The organism is Streptomyces rimosus subsp. rimosus, assembly GCF_000720725.1.
Classification (GTDB): domain Bacteria; phylum Actinomycetota; class Actinomycetes; order Streptomycetales; family Streptomycetaceae; genus Streptomyces; species Streptomyces rimosus_A.
The window spans coordinates 1-15,826 of record NZ_JOCQ01000150.1 but is presented as its reverse complement, the minus strand read 5'-3'; the positions used below and the strand labels follow the sequence as shown (position 1 = coordinate 15,826).

The 15,826-nt window shown below is 73.9% G+C and carries 15 protein-coding genes and 1 tRNA gene; 8 read left to right on the top strand and 8 right to left on the bottom strand.

The window, feature by feature from the left end; genetic code table 11:
• From IH45_RS0140010 to IH45_RS0140000, 3 genes are all read right to left on the bottom strand, one after another.
• Positions 1-2,289 (bottom strand): Tex family protein (locus IH45_RS0140010; protein ID WP_032919297.1); only part of this gene is annotated, 2,289 nt, incomplete at its 3' end.
• A 141-nt stretch (positions 2,290-2,430) separates the two neighbouring features.
• Positions 2,431-3,168 carry an SAM-dependent methyltransferase gene (locus tag IH45_RS0140005; RefSeq protein ID WP_030681047.1) on the bottom strand — a complete coding sequence of 246 codons (738 nt, stop codon included), beginning with the start codon at positions 3,166-3,168 and terminating at the stop codon, positions 2,431-2,433.
• A 193-nt stretch (positions 3,169-3,361) separates the two neighbouring features.
• On the bottom strand, positions 3,362-4,234 hold the full coding sequence (locus tag IH45_RS0140000; RefSeq protein WP_030681044.1) for an SCO6745 family protein: 873 nt from the start codon (positions 4,232-4,234) through the stop codon (positions 3,362-3,364).
• A gap of 146 nt (positions 4,235-4,380) precedes the next feature.
• Here IH45_RS0140000 and IH45_RS0139995 point away from each other — a divergent pair, with 146 nt between their 5' ends.
• Together IH45_RS0139995 and IH45_RS0139990 are read left to right on the top strand one after the other, a co-directional pair.
• Positions 4,381-5,349, top strand: a complete 969-nt coding sequence (locus IH45_RS0139995) for a GlxA family transcriptional regulator (protein WP_030681041.1) — start codon at positions 4,381-4,383, stop codon at positions 5,347-5,349.
• A 49-nt stretch (positions 5,350-5,398) separates the two neighbouring features.
• Positions 5,399-6,037, top strand: a complete 639-nt coding sequence (locus IH45_RS0139990; RefSeq protein ID WP_030681038.1) for a DJ-1/PfpI family protein — start codon at positions 5,399-5,401, stop codon at positions 6,035-6,037.
• Here IH45_RS0139990 and IH45_RS0139985 read toward each other — a convergent pair.
• Positions 6,021-8,147: an ATP-binding protein gene (locus IH45_RS0139985; protein ID WP_158813452.1), complete on the bottom strand. Its 2,127-nt coding sequence runs from the start codon at positions 8,145-8,147 to the stop codon at positions 6,021-6,023. The two genes, IH45_RS0139990 and IH45_RS0139985, sit on opposite strands and share 17 nt — an antisense overlap.
• Positions 8,148-8,286: 139 nt before the next feature.
• Between IH45_RS0139985 and IH45_RS0139980 the strand changes: the two genes are divergently transcribed.
• Positions 8,287-8,682 carry a hypothetical protein gene (locus IH45_RS0139980; RefSeq protein ID WP_030681032.1) on the top strand — a complete coding sequence of 132 codons (396 nt, stop codon included), beginning with the start codon at positions 8,287-8,289 and terminating at the stop codon, positions 8,680-8,682.
• 45 nt (positions 8,683-8,727) lie between these two features.
• Here IH45_RS0139980 and IH45_RS0139975 read toward each other — a convergent pair whose 3' ends face one another.
• Complete coding sequence (locus IH45_RS0139975; RefSeq protein ID WP_030681029.1) at positions 8,728-9,480, bottom strand: enoyl-CoA hydratase/isomerase family protein; 753 nt, start codon at positions 9,478-9,480, stop codon at positions 8,728-8,730.
• Between the two features lie 130 nt (positions 9,481-9,610).
• Between IH45_RS0139975 and IH45_RS0139970 the strand changes: the two genes are divergently transcribed.
• Complete coding sequence (locus IH45_RS0139970) at positions 9,611-11,269, top strand: ABC-F family ATP-binding cassette domain-containing protein (protein WP_030681026.1); 1,659 nt, start codon at positions 9,611-9,613, stop codon at positions 11,267-11,269.
• 29 nt (positions 11,270-11,298) lie between these two features.
• Here the strand turns inward: IH45_RS0139970 and IH45_RS0139965 are convergent, their stop codons facing one another.
• Positions 11,299-11,940 carry an MBL fold metallo-hydrolase gene (locus IH45_RS0139965; protein WP_030681023.1) on the bottom strand — a complete coding sequence of 214 codons (642 nt, stop codon included), beginning with the start codon at positions 11,938-11,940 and terminating at the stop codon, positions 11,299-11,301.
• Between the two features lie 86 nt (positions 11,941-12,026).
• Between IH45_RS0139965 and IH45_RS0139960 the strand changes: the two genes are divergently transcribed.
• The 4 genes from IH45_RS0139960 (at position 12,027) to IH45_RS0139945 (ending at position 14,055) form a co-directional block, all read left to right on the top strand.
• Positions 12,027-12,452, top strand: a complete 426-nt coding sequence (locus tag IH45_RS0139960; RefSeq protein WP_030681020.1) for a MarR family winged helix-turn-helix transcriptional regulator — start codon at positions 12,027-12,029, stop codon at positions 12,450-12,452.
• A gap of 97 nt (positions 12,453-12,549) precedes the next feature.
• Positions 12,550-12,623, top strand: a tRNA-Met gene (locus tag IH45_RS0139955).
• A 113-nt stretch (positions 12,624-12,736) separates the two neighbouring features.
• Positions 12,737-13,405, top strand: coding sequence for an HdeD family acid-resistance protein (locus tag IH45_RS01000000144645; RefSeq protein WP_030681018.1), 669 nt, complete (start codon positions 12,737-12,739; stop codon positions 13,403-13,405).
• Between the two features lie 149 nt (positions 13,406-13,554).
• On the top strand, positions 13,555-14,055 hold the full coding sequence (locus IH45_RS0139945; protein ID WP_030681014.1) for an ATP-binding protein: 501 nt from the start codon (positions 13,555-13,557) through the stop codon (positions 14,053-14,055).
• Here the strand turns inward: IH45_RS0139945 and idi are convergent.
• Positions 14,030-14,641, bottom strand: a complete 612-nt coding sequence (gene idi, locus IH45_RS0139940) for an isopentenyl-diphosphate Delta-isomerase (RefSeq protein ID WP_030681010.1) — start codon at positions 14,639-14,641, stop codon at positions 14,030-14,032. The genes IH45_RS0139945 and idi overlap by 26 nt on opposite strands.
• Before the next feature lie 56 nt (positions 14,642-14,697).
• A complete protein-coding gene (locus IH45_RS0139935) occupies positions 14,698-15,627 on the bottom strand; it encodes a cation diffusion facilitator family transporter (protein ID WP_030681008.1) in 930 nt (309 codons plus the stop codon).
• Positions 15,628-15,826: the final 199 nt, after the last annotated feature.

The window sequence follows — 15,826 nt, the reverse complement described above, 5'->3', positions numbered from 1 at the left end:
GTCCGGCCGGTCGCCGCCGCGACGGCCCTCGCGCTGTCCGCCCGGGCGCTGCCCGCCGTCGGCCGCGCCGCCGCCCTTGCCCGGCTCGTCGTCCAGGCGCAGCGTCAGCGAGATCCGCTTGCGCGGGATGTCCACGTCCAGCACCTTCACGCGCACGATGTCACCCGGCTTGACCACGTCGCGCGGGTCCTTGACGAACGTTTTGGACATTGCCGACACATGCACCAGTCCGTCCTGGTGGACGCCGACGTCCACGAATGCCCCGAAGGCGGCGACGTTGGTCACCACGCCCTCCAGGAGCATCCCGGCCGCCAGGTCGCCGATCTTCTCCACGCCCTCCTTGAAGGTGGCCGTCTTGAAGACCGGGCGCGGGTCGCGGCCCGGCTTCTCCAGCTCCTGGAGGATGTCGGTGACGGTCGGCAGGCCGAAGGAGTCGTCGACGAAGTCGGCGGGCTTCAGCGAGCGCAGCACCGCCGTGTTGCCGATCAGCGAGGACACCTCGCCGCCCGCCGTCTTCACCATCCGGCGGACCACCGGGTACGCCTCCGGGTGCACGCTGGAGGCGTCCAGCGGGTCGTCGCCGCCGCGGATACGGAGGAAGCCCGCGCACTGCTCGTACGCCTTCGGGCCGAGCCGGGCCACGTCCTTGAGCGCCTTGCGGGTGCGGAAGGGGCCGTTGGTGTCGCGGTGCGCGACGATGTTCTCGGCCAGGCCCGAGCCGATGCCGGACACGCGCGACAGCAGTGGCGCGGACGCGGTGTTGACGTCCACGCCGACGCCGTTCACACAGTCCTCGACCACCGCGTCCAGCGAGCGCGACAGCTTCACCTCGGCCAGGTCGTGCTGGTACTGGCCGACACCGATCGACTTCGGGTCGATCTTGACCAGTTCGGCGAGCGGGTCCTGGAGGCGGCGCGCGATCGAGACGGCACCGCGCAGCGACACGTCCAGGTCGGGCAGCTCCTGCGAGGCGAACGCGGAGGCGGAGTACACCGAGGCGCCCGCCTCGGAGACCATCACCTTGGTCAGCTTCAGCTCCGGCTGCGCCGCGATCAGGTCGGCGGCCAGCTTGTCCGTCTCGCGCGAGGCGGTGCCGTTGCCGATGGCGATCAGCTCGACGTCGTGCTCCCGGGCCAGCCGCGCCAGCGTGGCCAGCGACTGGTCCCACTTCTGCTGCGGCACGTGCGGGTAGATCGTCTCCGTCGCGGCCACCTTGCCGGTCGCGTCCACGACGGCGACCTTGACGCCCGTACGGAAGCCGGGGTCCAGGCCCATCGTGGCGCGGGTGCCGGCCGGTGCCGCCAGCAGCAGGTCGCGCAGGTTGGCCGCGAAGACCCGTACCGCCTCGTCCTCGGCGGCCTGCCGCAGCCGCAGCCGCAGGTCGATACCGAGGTGCACCAGGACGCGGGTGCGCCAGGCCCAGCGGACCGTGTCCTTCAGCCACTTGTCGGCGGGCCGGCCGCGGTCGGCGATGCCGAACTTGTGGGCGATGGACTGCTCGTACGACGTGGTGCCCTCGACCGGCTCGGTCTCCGGCTCCAGCGCGAGGTCGAGGATCTCCTCCTTCTCACCGCGCAGCATCGCCAGGACGCGGTGCGACGGCAGCGCGGTGAAGGGCTCGGCGAAGTCGAAGTAGTCGGCGAACTTCGCGCCCGCCTCCTCCTTGCCCTCGCGCACCTTCGCGGCGACCTGGCCCCGCGACCACATGCGTTCGCGCAGTTCGCCGATCAGGTCGGCGTCCTCGCTGAACCGCTCGGTCAGGATGGCCCGCGCGCCCTCCAGGGCGGCGGCCGGGTCCGCCACGCCCTTGTCGGCATCCACGAACGCCGCCGCGGCGGCCGAGGGCTCCACCGACGGGTCGCTCAGCAGGCCGTCCGCCAGCGGCTCCAGACCGGCCTCGCGCGCGATCTGCGCCTTGGTGCGCCGCTTGGGCTTGAAGGGCAGGTAGATGTCCTCCAGCCGGGCCTTGGACTCGGCGCCGCGGATCTGCGCCTCCAGCGCGGCGTCCAGCTTGCCCTGCGACCGGACGGACTCCAGGATCGCGGCCCGCCGCTCCTCCAGCTCCCGCAGGTAGCGCAGCCGCTCCTCCAACGCGCGCAGCTGCGCGTCGTCGAGCATCTCCGTCGCTTCCTTGCGGTACCGGGCGATGAAGGGCACGGTCGAGCCGCCGTCGAGCAGTTCGACCGCGGCCTTCACCTGCCGCTCCCTGACGCCGAGCTCGCCGGCGATCCTCGCTTCGATGGATCCGATGGTCCCGGACGCCCCGTTGGCCTCGGTGGATGCCGTCACGTTGTTTCCTGCCCCGCCTTCCAGCGTTTGCTTGAGCCTGCATTGTGCAGGTTGCCGGGCCGCACTGTCGCGCCCCCCGCGCCGCTGTCGCCAGGTGTGAGAAGCCGCACGCACCGGTGCCCGCGCCCGGGACGTCTGCTCTCAGCCGTCGGTGCGCCGCAGCACCAGGCTCAGGAATCCCCAGCAGTCCCGGTAGACCCGCAGCCACTCCGTACGGTGGGTGCCGGCCGCCGCCAGCGCTTCGGTGCGGTCGGGGCCGCCCGGCTGGTCCAGTGCCCAGGAGGCCAGCGAACCGGTCCAGGACCACTCGTAGGCGTCCAGTTCGCGGCGGGTGCTGATGTGTCCGTGGACGGGCGTCCACCCGTCGGCGGCGACGCGTTCCAGGGTGGTCGGCAGATCGGCGAAGTGGCCCAGCATCTCGACGGCCTCCGGAGACGGCGTACGGTCCCAGAATCCGTCACCGACCAGTACGCGCCCGCCCGGAGCCAGGTGTTCGCGGGCCGCCGCCAGGGTGGGCAGCAGGCCGCCGAAGGCGTGCGCGGCCCCGACGCTGAGCACCAGGCCGAACGGGTGGGGGGAGCGGAAGCCGGCGGCGTCCTCGTGGTGGAGGACGAGCCGGCCCGCGACGTCCTGCTCGGCGGCGGCCGTACGGGCGTGCGCCAGGGCCTCCGCGCTGACATCGACGCCCTCGGCGCGCAGCCGCGGATGCCGGGCCAGCGCGCGCAGCAGCCACTCCCCGCCGCCGCAGCCGAGGTCGAGCACGCGCTCGTCGCCGCGCGGCAGGCCGTGGTCCAGCAACTGCCGCACCGACGCGTCGTCGAGCGGCGCGGCGATCGGGTGGCCGGTGTGCGCGATCCGGGAGATCTCTTGACGGTTCATCGGCGCAGCGTGGCAGCGGCGGTCCGTCCCGCGCACCCGATTTCTCGGTGCGCGGGACGTTCCGGGAGGGCCGGCAACTACCGCGACACTCCCGGGGGTTGGGCCCCCGCAGGGCGCCCGGAAGGCGCGGGCCTCAGCCCTCGCGGTCTCACCCCTCGCGGTCTCACCCCTCGCGGTCTCAGCCCGCGCGGTCTCAGCCCTTGCCGAAGAGCGCCTTCGGGAACGCGCCCGCCGCCAGCGCGGCCTGGGTGAAGCCGCCGGCCAGTTCGGTCAGCCGGGCCACGTCCGCCGCGCCCAGGTGCTCGTACGGCGCCAGGTCCAGCCGGTCCGTGGTGTCCTCCAGGTCCGCGCGCAGCTGCTTGCCCGCCTCGGTCAGCGCGCCCACCGCGTCGAGGAAGCCGCGCCCGCGCAGCCGCTCCTCCGCGGCCTCCCAGTCCTCCGGGGACCAGCCGCGGGTCTCCAGGATCCAGGATCGGGCCGCGCCGCGGTCGCTGGCGGTGTGGGTGACCAGCGCCTCCAGGCCGTCCAGCCCGGCGTCCAGCAGCGCCGCGAGGTGGCCGTCGCCGCGGTGCTCGCGCAGCAGCGTCGCCGCGTGCCAGAAGGCGAGGTGCGGCGCGTCGGGGACCGGCAGGTCGGCGTGCGCGGCGAACAGCGGGCGGGCGTGCCGCGCGCAGGCTTCGGCGGCGCGCAGCGCCAGCCGGGCCGCCTCGGCCATCTCCGGCGACTCCACCGCCGCGTCGCCGAGCAGCCGCCGCAGCGTGCGGTCGGCCGCCCGCAGCCGCGCGGCCAGCACCTCCTCGGGCGGGGCCACCTTCCACACCTGCGGTATGTGCCGGGCGACCAGGTCGTGCCTGAAGTTGTAGAAGGTCGCCGTGACGGTGCCGGGGCCGACCGCGCCCAGGGCCGCGGCCCGGCTCGCGAAGTAGGCGGCGCTGCGGTCCTCGATGCCGAGGGCGGCGAACTCGGCGGGGAAGTCGGGGGAGAAGTAGACGGTCGAGTGCAGCGGGTTGACGACGTTGTGACAATGCCGTCCGGCGCGCTCGGGGAGCGGGGTCGTGGTGGTCATGCCCGCAGGTTACCGACCCGTCGGTACGGAGGGGAGGGGGGCCGGGCAGACCCCGGCGACCGCCACCCGGCCACGCCGGCCGATGGCAGTAAAGGTGGGTTATTCGTCATTGCCGCCACCGCGGGCGCCCCCGCAGGATGAACGCCATGGAACAGCGCGACGTGCTGGTCGTCCTCTTCGACGGCGTGCAGAGCCTCGACGTCACCGGCCCGCTGGAGGTCTTCACCCAGGCGGCCCTGCGGACGCCCGGCGCCTACCCGGTCCGCACCGCCTCGCTCGACGGCGCCCCGGTGCGCACGGGCAGCGGACTGGCCGTGACCCCCGATCTCGCGCTGCCCGACGCCGGACCGCCGCACACCCTGCTCGTGCCCGGCGGGCGGGGCACCCGAGACCCTGACCCCCGGCTGATCGACTGGCTGCGGCTGCACGCGCCGCGGGCCCGCCGCAAGGTGTCGGTATGCACCGGCGCGTTCCTGCTCGCCGCCGCCGGACTGCTCGACGGCCGCCGGGCGACCACCCACTGGACCCGGTGTGCCGAGCTCGCCGCCGACTTCCCGGCCGTACGGGTCGATCCGGAGCCGATCTACGTACGGGACGGCGACGTGGCCACCTCGGCCGGCGTGACGGCGGGCATCGACCTCGCGCTGGCCCTGGTGGAGGAGGACCTGGGCCGCGACCTCGCGCTGGCCGTCGCCCGCCACCTGGTCGTCTTCCTGCGCCGCCCCGGCAACCAGACCCAGTTCAGCGCCCAGCTCGCCGCGCAGACCGCGGACCGGCGCCCGCTGCGCGACGTACAGCAGTGGATCGCCGAGAACCCGGCGGCCGACCTGTCCGTGGAAACCCTCGCCGGCCGCGCGGGCCTGTCGCCCCGGCACTTCGCCCGCGCCTTCCGGGACGAGGTCGGCATGACCCCCGGCCGGTACGTCGACCGGGTGCGCCTGGAGGCCGCCCGCCGCCTCCTGGAGGACACCGCCGACGGTGTCGAGGGCATCTCCCGCCGCTGCGGCTACGGCACTCCCGAGGCGATGCGCCGCGCCTTCCTGCGCACGCTGGGCGCCGCACCGGCCGAATACCGCCGCCGCTTCCGGCCCGCGGCCCCGCCGCCGTTCTCCTGACCACCCGCCCAGGCCGCTTCACCACGCCCCATCACCGAAAGGCACCCGCATGCAGATCGCCGTCCTCCTCTACGACCGCATCACCGCCCTGGACGCCATCGGCCCGTACGAAACCCTCAGCCGCATCCCCGGCGCCGAGACCGTCTTCGTCGCCGAGCGCACCGGCGAGCACCGCACCGGCCGCGGCGACCTCGCGCTGACCGCCGACGCCGTGCTGTCCGAGGTCACCGCCCCGGACGTGCTCGTGGTGCCCGGCGGCACCGGCCAGGCCGCGCTCATGGACGACGGGCCGCTGCACGACTGGCTGCGCGCCGTGGACACCCGTACCACCTGGACGACCTCCGTCTGCACCGGCTCCCTGATCCTCGCCGCCGCGGGCCTCCTCAAGGGCCGCCGCGCCACCTCCCACTGGCTCGCGCTGGACCGGCTCCCCGCCCATGGCGTCGAGCCGACCGGCGAGCGCGTCGTCTTCGACGGCAAGTACGTGACCGCCGCGGGCGTGTCCTCCGGCATCGACATGGGCCTTGCGCTGGTCGGACGGATCGCCGGTGACGCCCACGCGCAAACCGTCCAGCTCGGCATCGAATACGACCCGGAGCCGCCGTACGACGCGGGCTCGCCCGAGAAGGCACCGGCCGGCATCACGGCGGCGATGCGGGAGCGGAGCCGGTTCATTCTGGACGGCTGACCTCCGGCGGGCCGCCGGAGTGATCGCCCTCGCCCCCGTCCGGCCCGCCGCCCTCCAGCTCCTCCTGCCACAGCAGCTCCGTCAGGCGGCCGATCCCGGCGGCCAGATGGCGCCGGTACGTCGTCATCGGCAGGCGCAGCAGCTCCGCGGCGCGCGCCTGGGTGCCGGCCGGGCGCAGGTACGTGTGGTGCAGCGCCCGGAAGGCCCGGCGGTCCTGCGGCGACGCCTCCAGCGCCGCCGCTGCCGAGCGCACCGCCTCCCGCAGCGCCGCCACCCGCTCCTTCTGGCCCGCCTCACCCGCCGGGCACCGCCCGGCGACCAGGCGCGTCCGCAGCAGCGGCGAGTCCCGCAGCCCGTCCGCCCGTACGAGTCCACGCAGCACGTCCCGCACCGCCTCCGCGAACTCTTCCCGGTCCAGCACCCGCAGCGGGTCCGACGCGACGGGCGGGGTGACCGCGAACGGGTCCTCGGCCCGTTCCCGCTCGGTCAGCATCGCCAGCCACGCCAGCGCCGGCACCCGCCGCCAGTCGTGCACGAACATCCCGAAGCGGCGCCCCGCCGCCGTGAAGTCCGCCGCGGGCAGCCGGGCGAAGTCCACGTACGCGCAGCCCGGCTCCCAGAACTCCGGATCGGCGAACGGCAGCAGCGTCACTGCGGGCTTGTGGTCCGTCAGGTAGTGGTGGGTCAGCCGCAGGGTGATCAGGGTCTGTACGGGCGACACGGCCTGGTACTCGTCGCGGCTCATCCAGAACCGCACCAGCAGCGCCGTCTCGCCGCCGCGCAGCTCCCCGTGCTCCGCCAGCCAGCCGCGGGCGGCCCGTACCGCCGGATCGTCCGGTGCGTCCGCCGGGGGAGCGGCGCCCAGCTCGATCAGCGTGTAGAACCCGGCCGCCACCCCGTCCGGTCCACGCACGGTGTACGTCTGCGCCTCCGGACACCGCGACCAGTCGTGCACCAGCCGCGCCGCCTCGATGCCCTCGTGGATCGCGGCGATCGTGCACGCCTCCACCAGCTCGCCGCCGGTGACCGGACCCGGCGAGACGGTCAGCCGGTCCAGCCGGGCGGCACCGGCCGCGCCGCGCGCCACCGGCTCCAGCAGCGGCCCGACGACCGGGCTGTCCCGGTGCAGGTACGCGAAGTCCGCGAGCACCGCCCGCTGCCGCGCCCGGTCGTCCTCCTGGGTGAACAGCCGCTGGTAGTACGCGCTCGCCCGCCGGTGCAGCGCCGCCCGGCGCTCCGGATCGCGCCAGCGCAGCTCCGCGTCCAGCGCGTCCCGTACCAGGTCGTGCGGATGCACCCCGCGCAGCCCGCTCTCCACGGCGGACAGTCCGCACAGCCAGTCGAAGTACGGCCGGGCGTCGGCCACCTGGAGCAGCGCGGCCAGCAGCGGCTCGGTCGTCGAGAGCACCTGCGAGGACGCCTCCAGCGCGGTCCGGTGCAGCGGCGTGGGCACCGCTTCCAGCAGGCTCGCCAGCAGCGCCCGCACGATCTGCGGCGACGGGTCGGCCCCGGCCGCCTCGCCGCCGTGCGCGGCGACGTCCGCCACCAGCGCGAGGGCCAGCGGGTGCCCGCGGGTGAAGGCCAGCCCCTGGTCCTGGACGGCGGGCGGCACACCGCGCCGGGTGAGCAGCTCCCGGCTGTCCGCATCGTCCAGCGGCCCGAGCGGGAGCAGGTGCAGCAGCCCCTGCCAGGCCGGATCCAGGCGCCAGGACAGCGGCGGCGCCGTCCGGCAGGCCAGCGCGACCAGCGCGTCGGCGGGCAGCCGGGGCAGCAGCTCGCGGTGCACGGTGTCCCGCGCCACCCGCGGGTCGTCCAGGCCGTCGATGAGCAGCACCAGATCCGGCCGGTCCGGAATGCGCCCCGTCAGCTCCTCCTCGTAGGAGCGCACCTCGGCCGCCTCCAGCCGTACGGCGGGCCGCCCGGCGTGCCGCGCGAGCTGCGCGAAGTGGTGCAGGAGCGTGGTCTTGCCGATGCCGCCGGGACCGTGGACGTACACCACCGCGCCGCGCCCGGCGGCCAGCAGCGCGCGGAAGGCCGCGGTCTCCCGGCGGCGGCCGACGAAGCCCTCTTCGCGCGCCGTCACGAGCCGGTCGCCCAACCGGTCACCCACGCGACAAGTATGTCGCCGGGGCGGCCGGAACGGACCCTCATCGGACATGAAGCGGACATGTAACGGTCTGCTTTCCGGGCGTTCACCGCGCCTAGCTTCCTGGGTGCCGCACCACCAACAACTCAGGGGGCGAAGAAAGATGAACCGCAGGACCACCACCGTCATGGGCGTCGCGTTCGCCGCCGCCTCGGCCGCCGGACTGGCCCTGTCGGCCGCCGGACCGGCCGCCGCGTCGCAGTTCTACGGCGGCACGCTGCACCCGGGGGAGCAGCGCTGCGTGCAGCAGTCCGCCGAGCACAAGGTGCGCGTGGACGGCAAGGCCACGGGCCAGGGCGCCAAGTTCAAGCTCCAGTACCAGGGCGCGACGGTGCCCGGCACCGGCTCGCCCGGCCTGGTCACCGCGTACGCCGCGGAACTGCGGGACACCTGGGCCGGCTGGCCCGGCGCGGGTGACTACACCGCCTGCGCCACCAACAACGGCACCGCCGACACCAACGTACGCCTGACCCTCAAGACGGACGGCGAGGTCACCTGACCCACGGGGGTCCGCCCGTCGCACGACCCGCCGGGAGTCGCCTGCTCACCTCACCGACCAGGTGAAGCGCGGCTCCCGGCGTTCCAGGAAAGCGGCGACACCCTCCGCGGTGTCGCCGCTCTCGTGCGCCTGCGCCTCCCAGTGGGCGACCCGCTCCCCGTCCGCCGGGCCGTCCGCGAACTCCTTCGCCGCGGCCTGCGTCAGCTGCGACCGGCTCGCCAGTACGGCGGTGAACCGCGCCACCCGCTCGTCCAGCCCGTCCTCGGGCAGCACCTCGTCCAGCAGCCCGGTCCGCAGCGCCCGCGCACAGTCGATCAACTCGCCCGAGAACAGCAGGTACTTGGCGGCCGACGGGCCCACCAGCCGCACCAGCCGCCGGGTGGACGAGGCCGGATAGACGATCCCCAGCTTCGCGGGCGGCACCCCGAACTGCGCGCCCTCCTCCGCGAACCGCAGGTCGCACGCCGCCGCCAGCTGGCAGCCGCCCCCCACGCAGTAACCGCGTATCGCCGCCAGCGTCGGCTTGGGAAACGCCGCGAGCGCCTCCTCGGCGGCCGTCGCCAGCCCCTTCTCCGCCCCCGCCGACCCGCGCAGCGACCCGATGTCCGCACCGGCGCAGAACGTCCGGCCCGCGCCGGTCAGCACCAGCACCCGTACGGCACGGTCCGCCGCCAGCCGGTCCAGCAGCGGCGGCAGCTCCCGCCACATCTCCGTCGTCATGGCGTTGCGCTTGGCGGGATGGCTGAGGGTGATGGTCGCCGTGCCGTCGCCGACGCGTGTGATGATCTCCGGTTCCATGCTCCGGATGGTAAGGCGGCCGGCTGATACCGCGGTGATCACCGGGACCGGGGCGGCCACCGGAGGCCGGGGCGGCCACCGGATATCGAGGCGACCGCCTGGCAGCGGGCCGGATACGATCGTCGGTCTGATGTCTGACACCGCCGCCACCCTCGTCGCCAAGTCCCTCGCCGCCGGCCACGGCGAACGCGTCCTCTTCTCCGGCCTCGACCTGGTGGTCGCCCCCGGGGACGTCATCGGCCTGGTCGGCGCCAACGGCGCCGGCAAGTCCACGCTGCTGCGCCTGCTGGCCGGGCTGGACACCCCGGAGGAGGGCCGGCTGAGCCTGAGCCCGCCCACCGCCACCGTCGGCCATCTCCCGCAGGAGCCGGACCGCCGCCCCGGAGAGTCCGTACGCGCCTTCCTCGCCCGCCGCACCGGCGTCACCGCGGCCCAGGCGGCCCTGGACACCGCCACCCAGGCGCTCGTCGACGAGGCGCCCGGCGCCGACGACGCGTACGCCACCGCCCTGGAGCGCTGGCTCTCCCTCGGCGCCGCCGACCTCGACGAACGCGCCGAGGAGACGGCCGCCCAGCTCGGCCTCGCCGTCGGCCTCGACCAGCCCATGACCGCCCTGTCCGGCGGCCAGGCCGCCCGCGCCTCGCTCGCCTCGCTACTGCTCTCCCGCTACGACGTCTTCCTGCTGGACGAGCCCACCAACGACCTCGACCTGGACGGCCTGGCCCGGCTGGAGGAGTTCGTCACCGGCCTGCGCGCCGGCACGGTCCTGGTCAGCCACGACCGCGAGTTCCTGACCCGTACGGTCACCCGCGTCCTCGAACTCGACCTCGCCCAGCAGCAGGTCAACACCTACGGCGGCGGCTACGAGGCGTATCTGGAGGAGCGCGAGCGGGCCCGGCGGCACGCCCGCGAGGAGTACGACGAGTACGCCGAGACCCGGGCCGCCCTCCAGACCCGCGCCCACCTCCAGCGCAACTGGATGGAAAAGGGCGTCAAGAACGCCCGCCGCAAGGCCACCGACAACGACAAGATCGGCCGCAAGTTCCGTACGGAGTCCACCGAGAAGCAGGCCGCCAAGGCCAAGCAGACCCAGCGCATGATCGAGCGCCTGGACGCCAACGCCGTCGAGGAGCCGCGCAAGGAGTGGGAGCTGCGCATGGAGATCGCCGCCGCGCCGCGCGCGGGCGCGGTGGTGGCCACCCTGCGCGGCGCCGAGGCGCGGCGCGGCGACTTCCGCTTCGGCCCGGTGGACCTCCAGATCGACTGGGCGGACCGGGTCGCCGTCACCGGCCCCAACGGCTCGGGCAAGTCCACCCTGCTCGCCGCCCTGCTGGGCCGGCTGCCGCTGGACGCCGGACACGCCGCGCTGGGTTCCGGCGTCGTCGTCGGCGAGGTGGACCAGGCGCGCGGCGCGTTCCTCGGGGACGAGCCGCTGGCGGACGCGTTCCGCGGCGCCGCACCGGAGATGTCCCCGGCCGACGTACGCACGCTGCTCGCCAAGTTCGGGCTCAAGGCGGCCCACGTACTGCGGCCCGCCGCCACGCTCTCCCCGGGCGAGCGGACCCGCGCCGCCCTCGCCCTCCTCCAGGGCCGGGGCGTCAACCTCCTGGTCCTGGACGAGCCGACCAACCACCTCGACCTGCCGGCGATCGAACAGCTGGAGTCCGCGCTCGACTCCTACCAGGGGACGCTGCTGCTGGTCACGCACGACCGGCGGATGCTGGAGGCGGTGCACACCACCCGCAGGATCGAGGTCGAGAGCGGGCGCATCGCCGAGCGCGTGCTCTGAGGCCGCTTCACGACCCTCCCGTCCGGCGCTCAGCCGACCCGGACGGTCTCGCCCGGGGCCAGACGCCGGTAGCGCGCGGCGATGCCGGGTCCGTTCTCGCCCAGCAAGCCGCCGACCATCGCGGTGCCGATGTCGTTGAGGGCGCCGTCGTGAATGGCGTAGGCGTCCCGCGGGGCGACCTCACGTACGTAGTCGATCAGGCGGCCGGTGGTGGACCAGGGGGCGTGCACCGGCAGCAGCAGCGTATCGACGGAGGTCCCGGGGACGGTCAGGGCGTCCCCGGGGTGGAAGAGGGCGCCGTCGATGAGGAACCCGACGTTGGTGACGCGCGGGATGTCGGGGTGGATCACCTCGTGCCAGGTGCCGTGGACCTGGACGTCGAAGCCGTCCGCGGTGAAGGCCGTACCGTCCCCGACGGCGGTGACCCGGGTGCCGAGGCCGTCCAGCTGCTCGGTGACGGCGGAGTTGGTCCAGATGCGCAGGCGCGGGTTGCACTCGGCCGCCCGGCGCAGCGTCTCCTCCGAGAAGTGGTCGAAGTGCTCGTGGGTGACCAGGACCGCGTCGGCGCCGTCCAGCGCCTCCGGGCCGGTGAGTCCGCCCGGGTCGATGACCAGGCGCCGACCGTCCTTCTCGACGCGGACACAGGCGTGGCCGAACTTGGTGAGCTGCACGGGAGGAAAACCTTTCGCTCGGGATGCGAGAAAACTGTACAACCAAGTTGTACAACTTGTTTCCATTCCTCGGCTAAGGTGTGCGCATGGACGAAGACGCGCTGGCCGAGGATCTCCGGCAGTCGATCGGCGAGCTGGTACGGGCGGTACGGACGGTGGACTCCATGCCGCCCGGGGAGGCGGCCGCCCTCGGCTATCTCGACCGGGGCGGCCCGCTGACCACGGCCGACCTCGCCCACCGGCGCGGCGTCACCCACCAGTCGGCCGCCAAGTCCGTGAAGGAACTCGTCGGCGGCGGCTTGGCGCGCACCGAGCCGCACCCCGGCGACCGTCGCAAACTCCTGGTGCACATCACCGACGCCGGCCGCGCCCGCCTGCGACGCGAACGCGAGCAGCGCGCCCGTACCCTCAACGCCGCCATCCGCGACACGTGCAGTCCTGAAGAACAGCGGCGGCTGCGGGACTGTGTGACCCTGCTGTCCCGCCTGACCGCGCACCTTGCCGGGAAGTGACCGCCCGGCGGTCGGGGGGCGGCCGTCCGGCGATCGGGAGGTGGTCGCCCGGCGATTTGGCGTACGGCCCGGCGCCCCGTAAGGTGGGCGGAACCGACGCGGGGTGGAGCAGCTCGGTAGCTCGCTGGGCTCATAACCCAGAGGTCGCAGGTTCAAATCCTGTCCCCGCTACTTCCGCAGCAGGCCCGGTGCTCATGACGAGCACCGGGCCTGCTGTCGTGTGTGCTGCCATTCGGCCCTGAAGGGGGTATACCGGGACAAAGGCGTCCGTGAGGAGGACGGTGATGATCGGCACTCGCAGATCCTCGAAGCGCCCGGCGCGCGGCACGTCCCCGGGGACACGGGAAGCGGGCGAGCTGCGGCGCGGCTTCGCCTGGCTGGCGGTGCTCGGCGGGGTCCTGGTGCTCGCGGGCCTGGTGGGCCTGGTGTACGTCGGGTTCGCGACCCTCACCTCGATGCTGCTGTTCGGCTGGCTGCTGCTGATCGGCGGTGTGGTGGGGCTGCTGCACGCGATCCAGTCGCGCGGCTCCAGCTTCTTCTGGCTCGCGGTGATCGTGGCGGCCCTGAACATCGCGGCGGGCGTGGTCGTCATCCGTCAGCCGGAGGTCGCCGCGGCGGGCCTGACGATGTTCGCCGCGCTGCTGTTCCTGACCGGCGGGGTCTTCCGGCTGGTCGGCGGGGCGGTCGTCCGGGGGCCGCAGTTCGGCTGGACGCTGGTGCAGGGGGCCTTCGGCATCCTGCTGGGCGTGCTGGTGCTCGGCGACTGGCCGCACAGCAGCCGGTACGTGATCGGCTGCTTCTTCTCCCTCGCGCTGCTCTTCGACGGGCTCGGCCTGATCGCGATGGGGGTCGGCGGCCGGCGGATCGTCGGCATGGTGGCGGGCGGCCGCGGTACCGCGCGGGACGGCGCACCCGCCGCACCGGACGCCACCGGCCACCCACCGGCCCCATAGGGCGGTCCTTGAACGAGAAACAAATAGGACAGGATCGGTCGTAGGGCCGATTTCCGATTGCGTTATCGGTCAGAAGGCGTCGATAGAGGCTGACTTCTGTTCAGCGGGTCGGTCCGGACCAGCGCAGAACCAACACTCGTTACGTGAGGATGTCTTCCGGACCCCCGGCCGAACCCCCCGAGGAGCTGACCGCCCCGCTCGCGTACGAAGGCGTCTGGCGCTTCACCGCGCCGGCGCTGGAGTCCTCGGTGCCCCAGGCGCGGCACGCGGTCCGGGACCTGCTCGCCCAGCAGCGCGTACCGGCCGCCGAGGAGGTCATGGACGCCCTGCTGCTGATCGCCTCCGAACTGGTCACCAACGCCGTGCAGCACGCCGCGCTGCTCTCCCCGGAGATCACCGTCGAGGTCACCGTCGGCGCGGGCTGGGTCCGGGTCGCCGTCGAGGACGAGCATCCGTACCGCCCCAAGGCCGTCGAGGCGGACGAGGGGGACGTCGGCGGGCGCGGCCTGTGGCTGGTCAAGATGCTCACGGCCGAGGCGGGCGGCAAGTGCGACGTCGAGCACACGGCGAGCGGCGGCAAGGCGGTCTGGGCCGAGTTGCCGCTCGCCCCGCCGGCGGACGGGCCTACCAGCCCGCCGCCGGCCCCGTGAGTTCCCGTACGGCCGGCCGCGCCGCGTCCAGCACGGTCATGAACCACGCCGAGAACGGCGCCTGCTCGTGCCGCTCGGCCAGCTCTCCGGGCGTCACGAACGCGATCTCGCCGACCTCCTCCGGGTCCGGCTGCGGAGCGTCCCGCACCAGCCCCACGAACAGGTGGTTGTACTCCTGCTCGACCAGCCCGGAGTCCGGGTCCGGGTGGTTGTAGCGGACCGTACCGGCCTCGCCGAGCAGCGCCGGGGCCACGCCCAGCTCCTCGGCGGTGCGCCGCGCCGCGGCGGCGAACGGCGTCTCGCCCGGGTACGGATGGCCGCAGCAGGTGTTGGACCAGACACCGGGGGAGTGGTACTTGCCCAGCGCCCGGCGCTGGAGCAGCAGCCGCCCCCGGTCGTCGAAGAGGAAGACCGAGAACGCCCGGTGCAGCAGGCCCGGGGGCTGGTGCGCGGTGAGCTTCTCCTCGGTGCCGATCGTCGTGCCGTCCTCGTCGACCAGCTCAAGCAAGATCGGTTCGGCGGCGGCGCCCGGTGGGTTCGCCGCCGCGGTCCCGGCGGTCTGTCCGTTGGCAGGTGTGATCGGCATGCCCATCCTTGTCGTAGGTCTCCTCGCCGCTCAAGTCTGCCCCAGGCGCGCCCGCATCATGGGCACGGCTGCGCCTCATGTGCCGTATGGCCGTGTGGTTCGAGCTGGAAGGTGCAGTGTTCGACGGCGAAGTGCCCGGCCAGACAGCCGCGCAGGTCGTGCAGCAGCTTCTCGTGGCCCATCGGGTCCAGCGCCTCGGGGGCGACGACCACGTGGGCCGACAGCACCGGCATCCCGGACGTGATCGTCCAGGCGTGCAGGTCGTGGACGTCCGACACGCCGGGCAGCGCCAGCAGGTGCGCCCGTACCTCCGTCATGTCCACGCCTTTCGGTGCCGCCTCCAGCAGGATGTCCAGGGACTCCCGGAACAGCTTCCAGGTCCGCGGGACGATCATCAGACCGATCACGATGGACGCGACGGGGTCCGCCGCGGACCAGCCCGTCAGGGTGACCAGCAGCGCCGCCACGATGACCGCCACCGACCCGAGCGCGTCCGCCATCACCTCGAGGAACGCGCCGCGCACATTGAGGCTGTCGCGCCGGCCGCGCATCAGCAGGGCCAGCGAGACCAGGTTCGCCAGCAGGCCGACGACGCCGAAGACCATCGCCGTGCCGCCCTCGACCTCGACCGGCTCGAAGAACCGCGGCACCGCTGTGACCAGCACGTACCCGCCCACCCCGAACAGCAGCAGCGCGTTGGCCACCGCCGCGAGGATCTCGGCGCGGGCGAGCCCGAAGGTGCGCTGCGGCGACGGGGGCCGGTTCGCCAGGCGGATCGCCAGCAGCGCCATGGTCAGCCCCACCACGTCGGTGGCCATGTGCCCCGCGTCGGCCAGCAGCGCCAGCGAGCCGGTGACCGCACTGCCGATGATCTCGGCGACCATGACGCCCGAGGTCAGCGCCAGCGCGGCGCGCAGCCGCCCGCGATGGGCGGCGGCCGCCGTACCGGTACCCGCGCCGCCCCCGTGGTCGTGTCCCGCGCCCATGCCGTACGCCTCCCGGAAAGCCGCGTCCGCGCCGCCCGGCGGACGCCGTCGGCCCTTGCAGTGAACTACGGGTGGGGGGTATGTGGCAACGCGGAGCTGAACACCGTTGTCATGCGCTGACCTGCGGCGATGGGGCGGTGGGGCGGAGGGGGAGGAGAGGGAGCCGCTCGACCGCGGCCTGGCCCGGCACGAGCCGGGC

What these genes read in the sequence shown, in the direction of transcription:
- IH45_RS0140005 (WP_030681047.1), bottom strand. Translation starts at nt 3,168, where the DNA reads ATGAACCGTCAAGAGATCTCCCGGATCGCGCACACCGGCCACCCGATC.
- IH45_RS0140000 (WP_030681044.1), bottom strand. Translation starts at nt 4,234, where the DNA reads ATGACCACCACGACCCCGCTCCCCGAGCGCGCCGGACGGCATTGTCAC.
- IH45_RS0139990 (WP_030681038.1), top strand. Translation starts at nt 5,399, where the DNA reads ATGCAGATCGCCGTCCTCCTCTACGACCGCATCACCGCCCTGGACGCC.
- IH45_RS0139970 (WP_030681026.1), top strand. Translation starts at nt 9,611, where the DNA reads ATGTCTGACACCGCCGCCACCCTCGTCGCCAAGTCCCTCGCCGCCGGC.
- IH45_RS0139975 (WP_030681029.1), bottom strand. Translation starts at nt 9,480, where the DNA reads ATGGAACCGGAGATCATCACACGCGTCGGCGACGGCACGGCGACCATC.
- idi (WP_030681010.1), bottom strand. Translation starts at nt 14,641, where the DNA reads ATGCCGATCACACCTGCCAACGGACAGACCGCCGGGACCGCGGCGGCG.
- IH45_RS0139935 (WP_030681008.1), bottom strand. Translation starts at nt 15,627, where the DNA reads ATGGGCGCGGGACACGACCACGGGGGCGGCGCGGGTACCGGTACGGCG.
- IH45_RS01000000144645 (WP_030681018.1), top strand. Translation starts at nt 12,737, where the DNA reads ATGATCGGCACTCGCAGATCCTCGAAGCGCCCGGCGCGCGGCACGTCC.
- IH45_RS0139945 (WP_030681014.1), top strand. Translation starts at nt 13,555, where the DNA reads ATGTCTTCCGGACCCCCGGCCGAACCCCCCGAGGAGCTGACCGCCCCG.
- IH45_RS0139995 (WP_030681041.1), top strand. Translation starts at nt 4,381, where the DNA reads ATGGAACAGCGCGACGTGCTGGTCGTCCTCTTCGACGGCGTGCAGAGC.
- IH45_RS0139980 (WP_030681032.1), top strand. Translation starts at nt 8,287, where the DNA reads ATGAACCGCAGGACCACCACCGTCATGGGCGTCGCGTTCGCCGCCGCC.
- IH45_RS0139960 (WP_030681020.1), top strand. Translation starts at nt 12,027, where the DNA reads ATGGACGAAGACGCGCTGGCCGAGGATCTCCGGCAGTCGATCGGCGAG.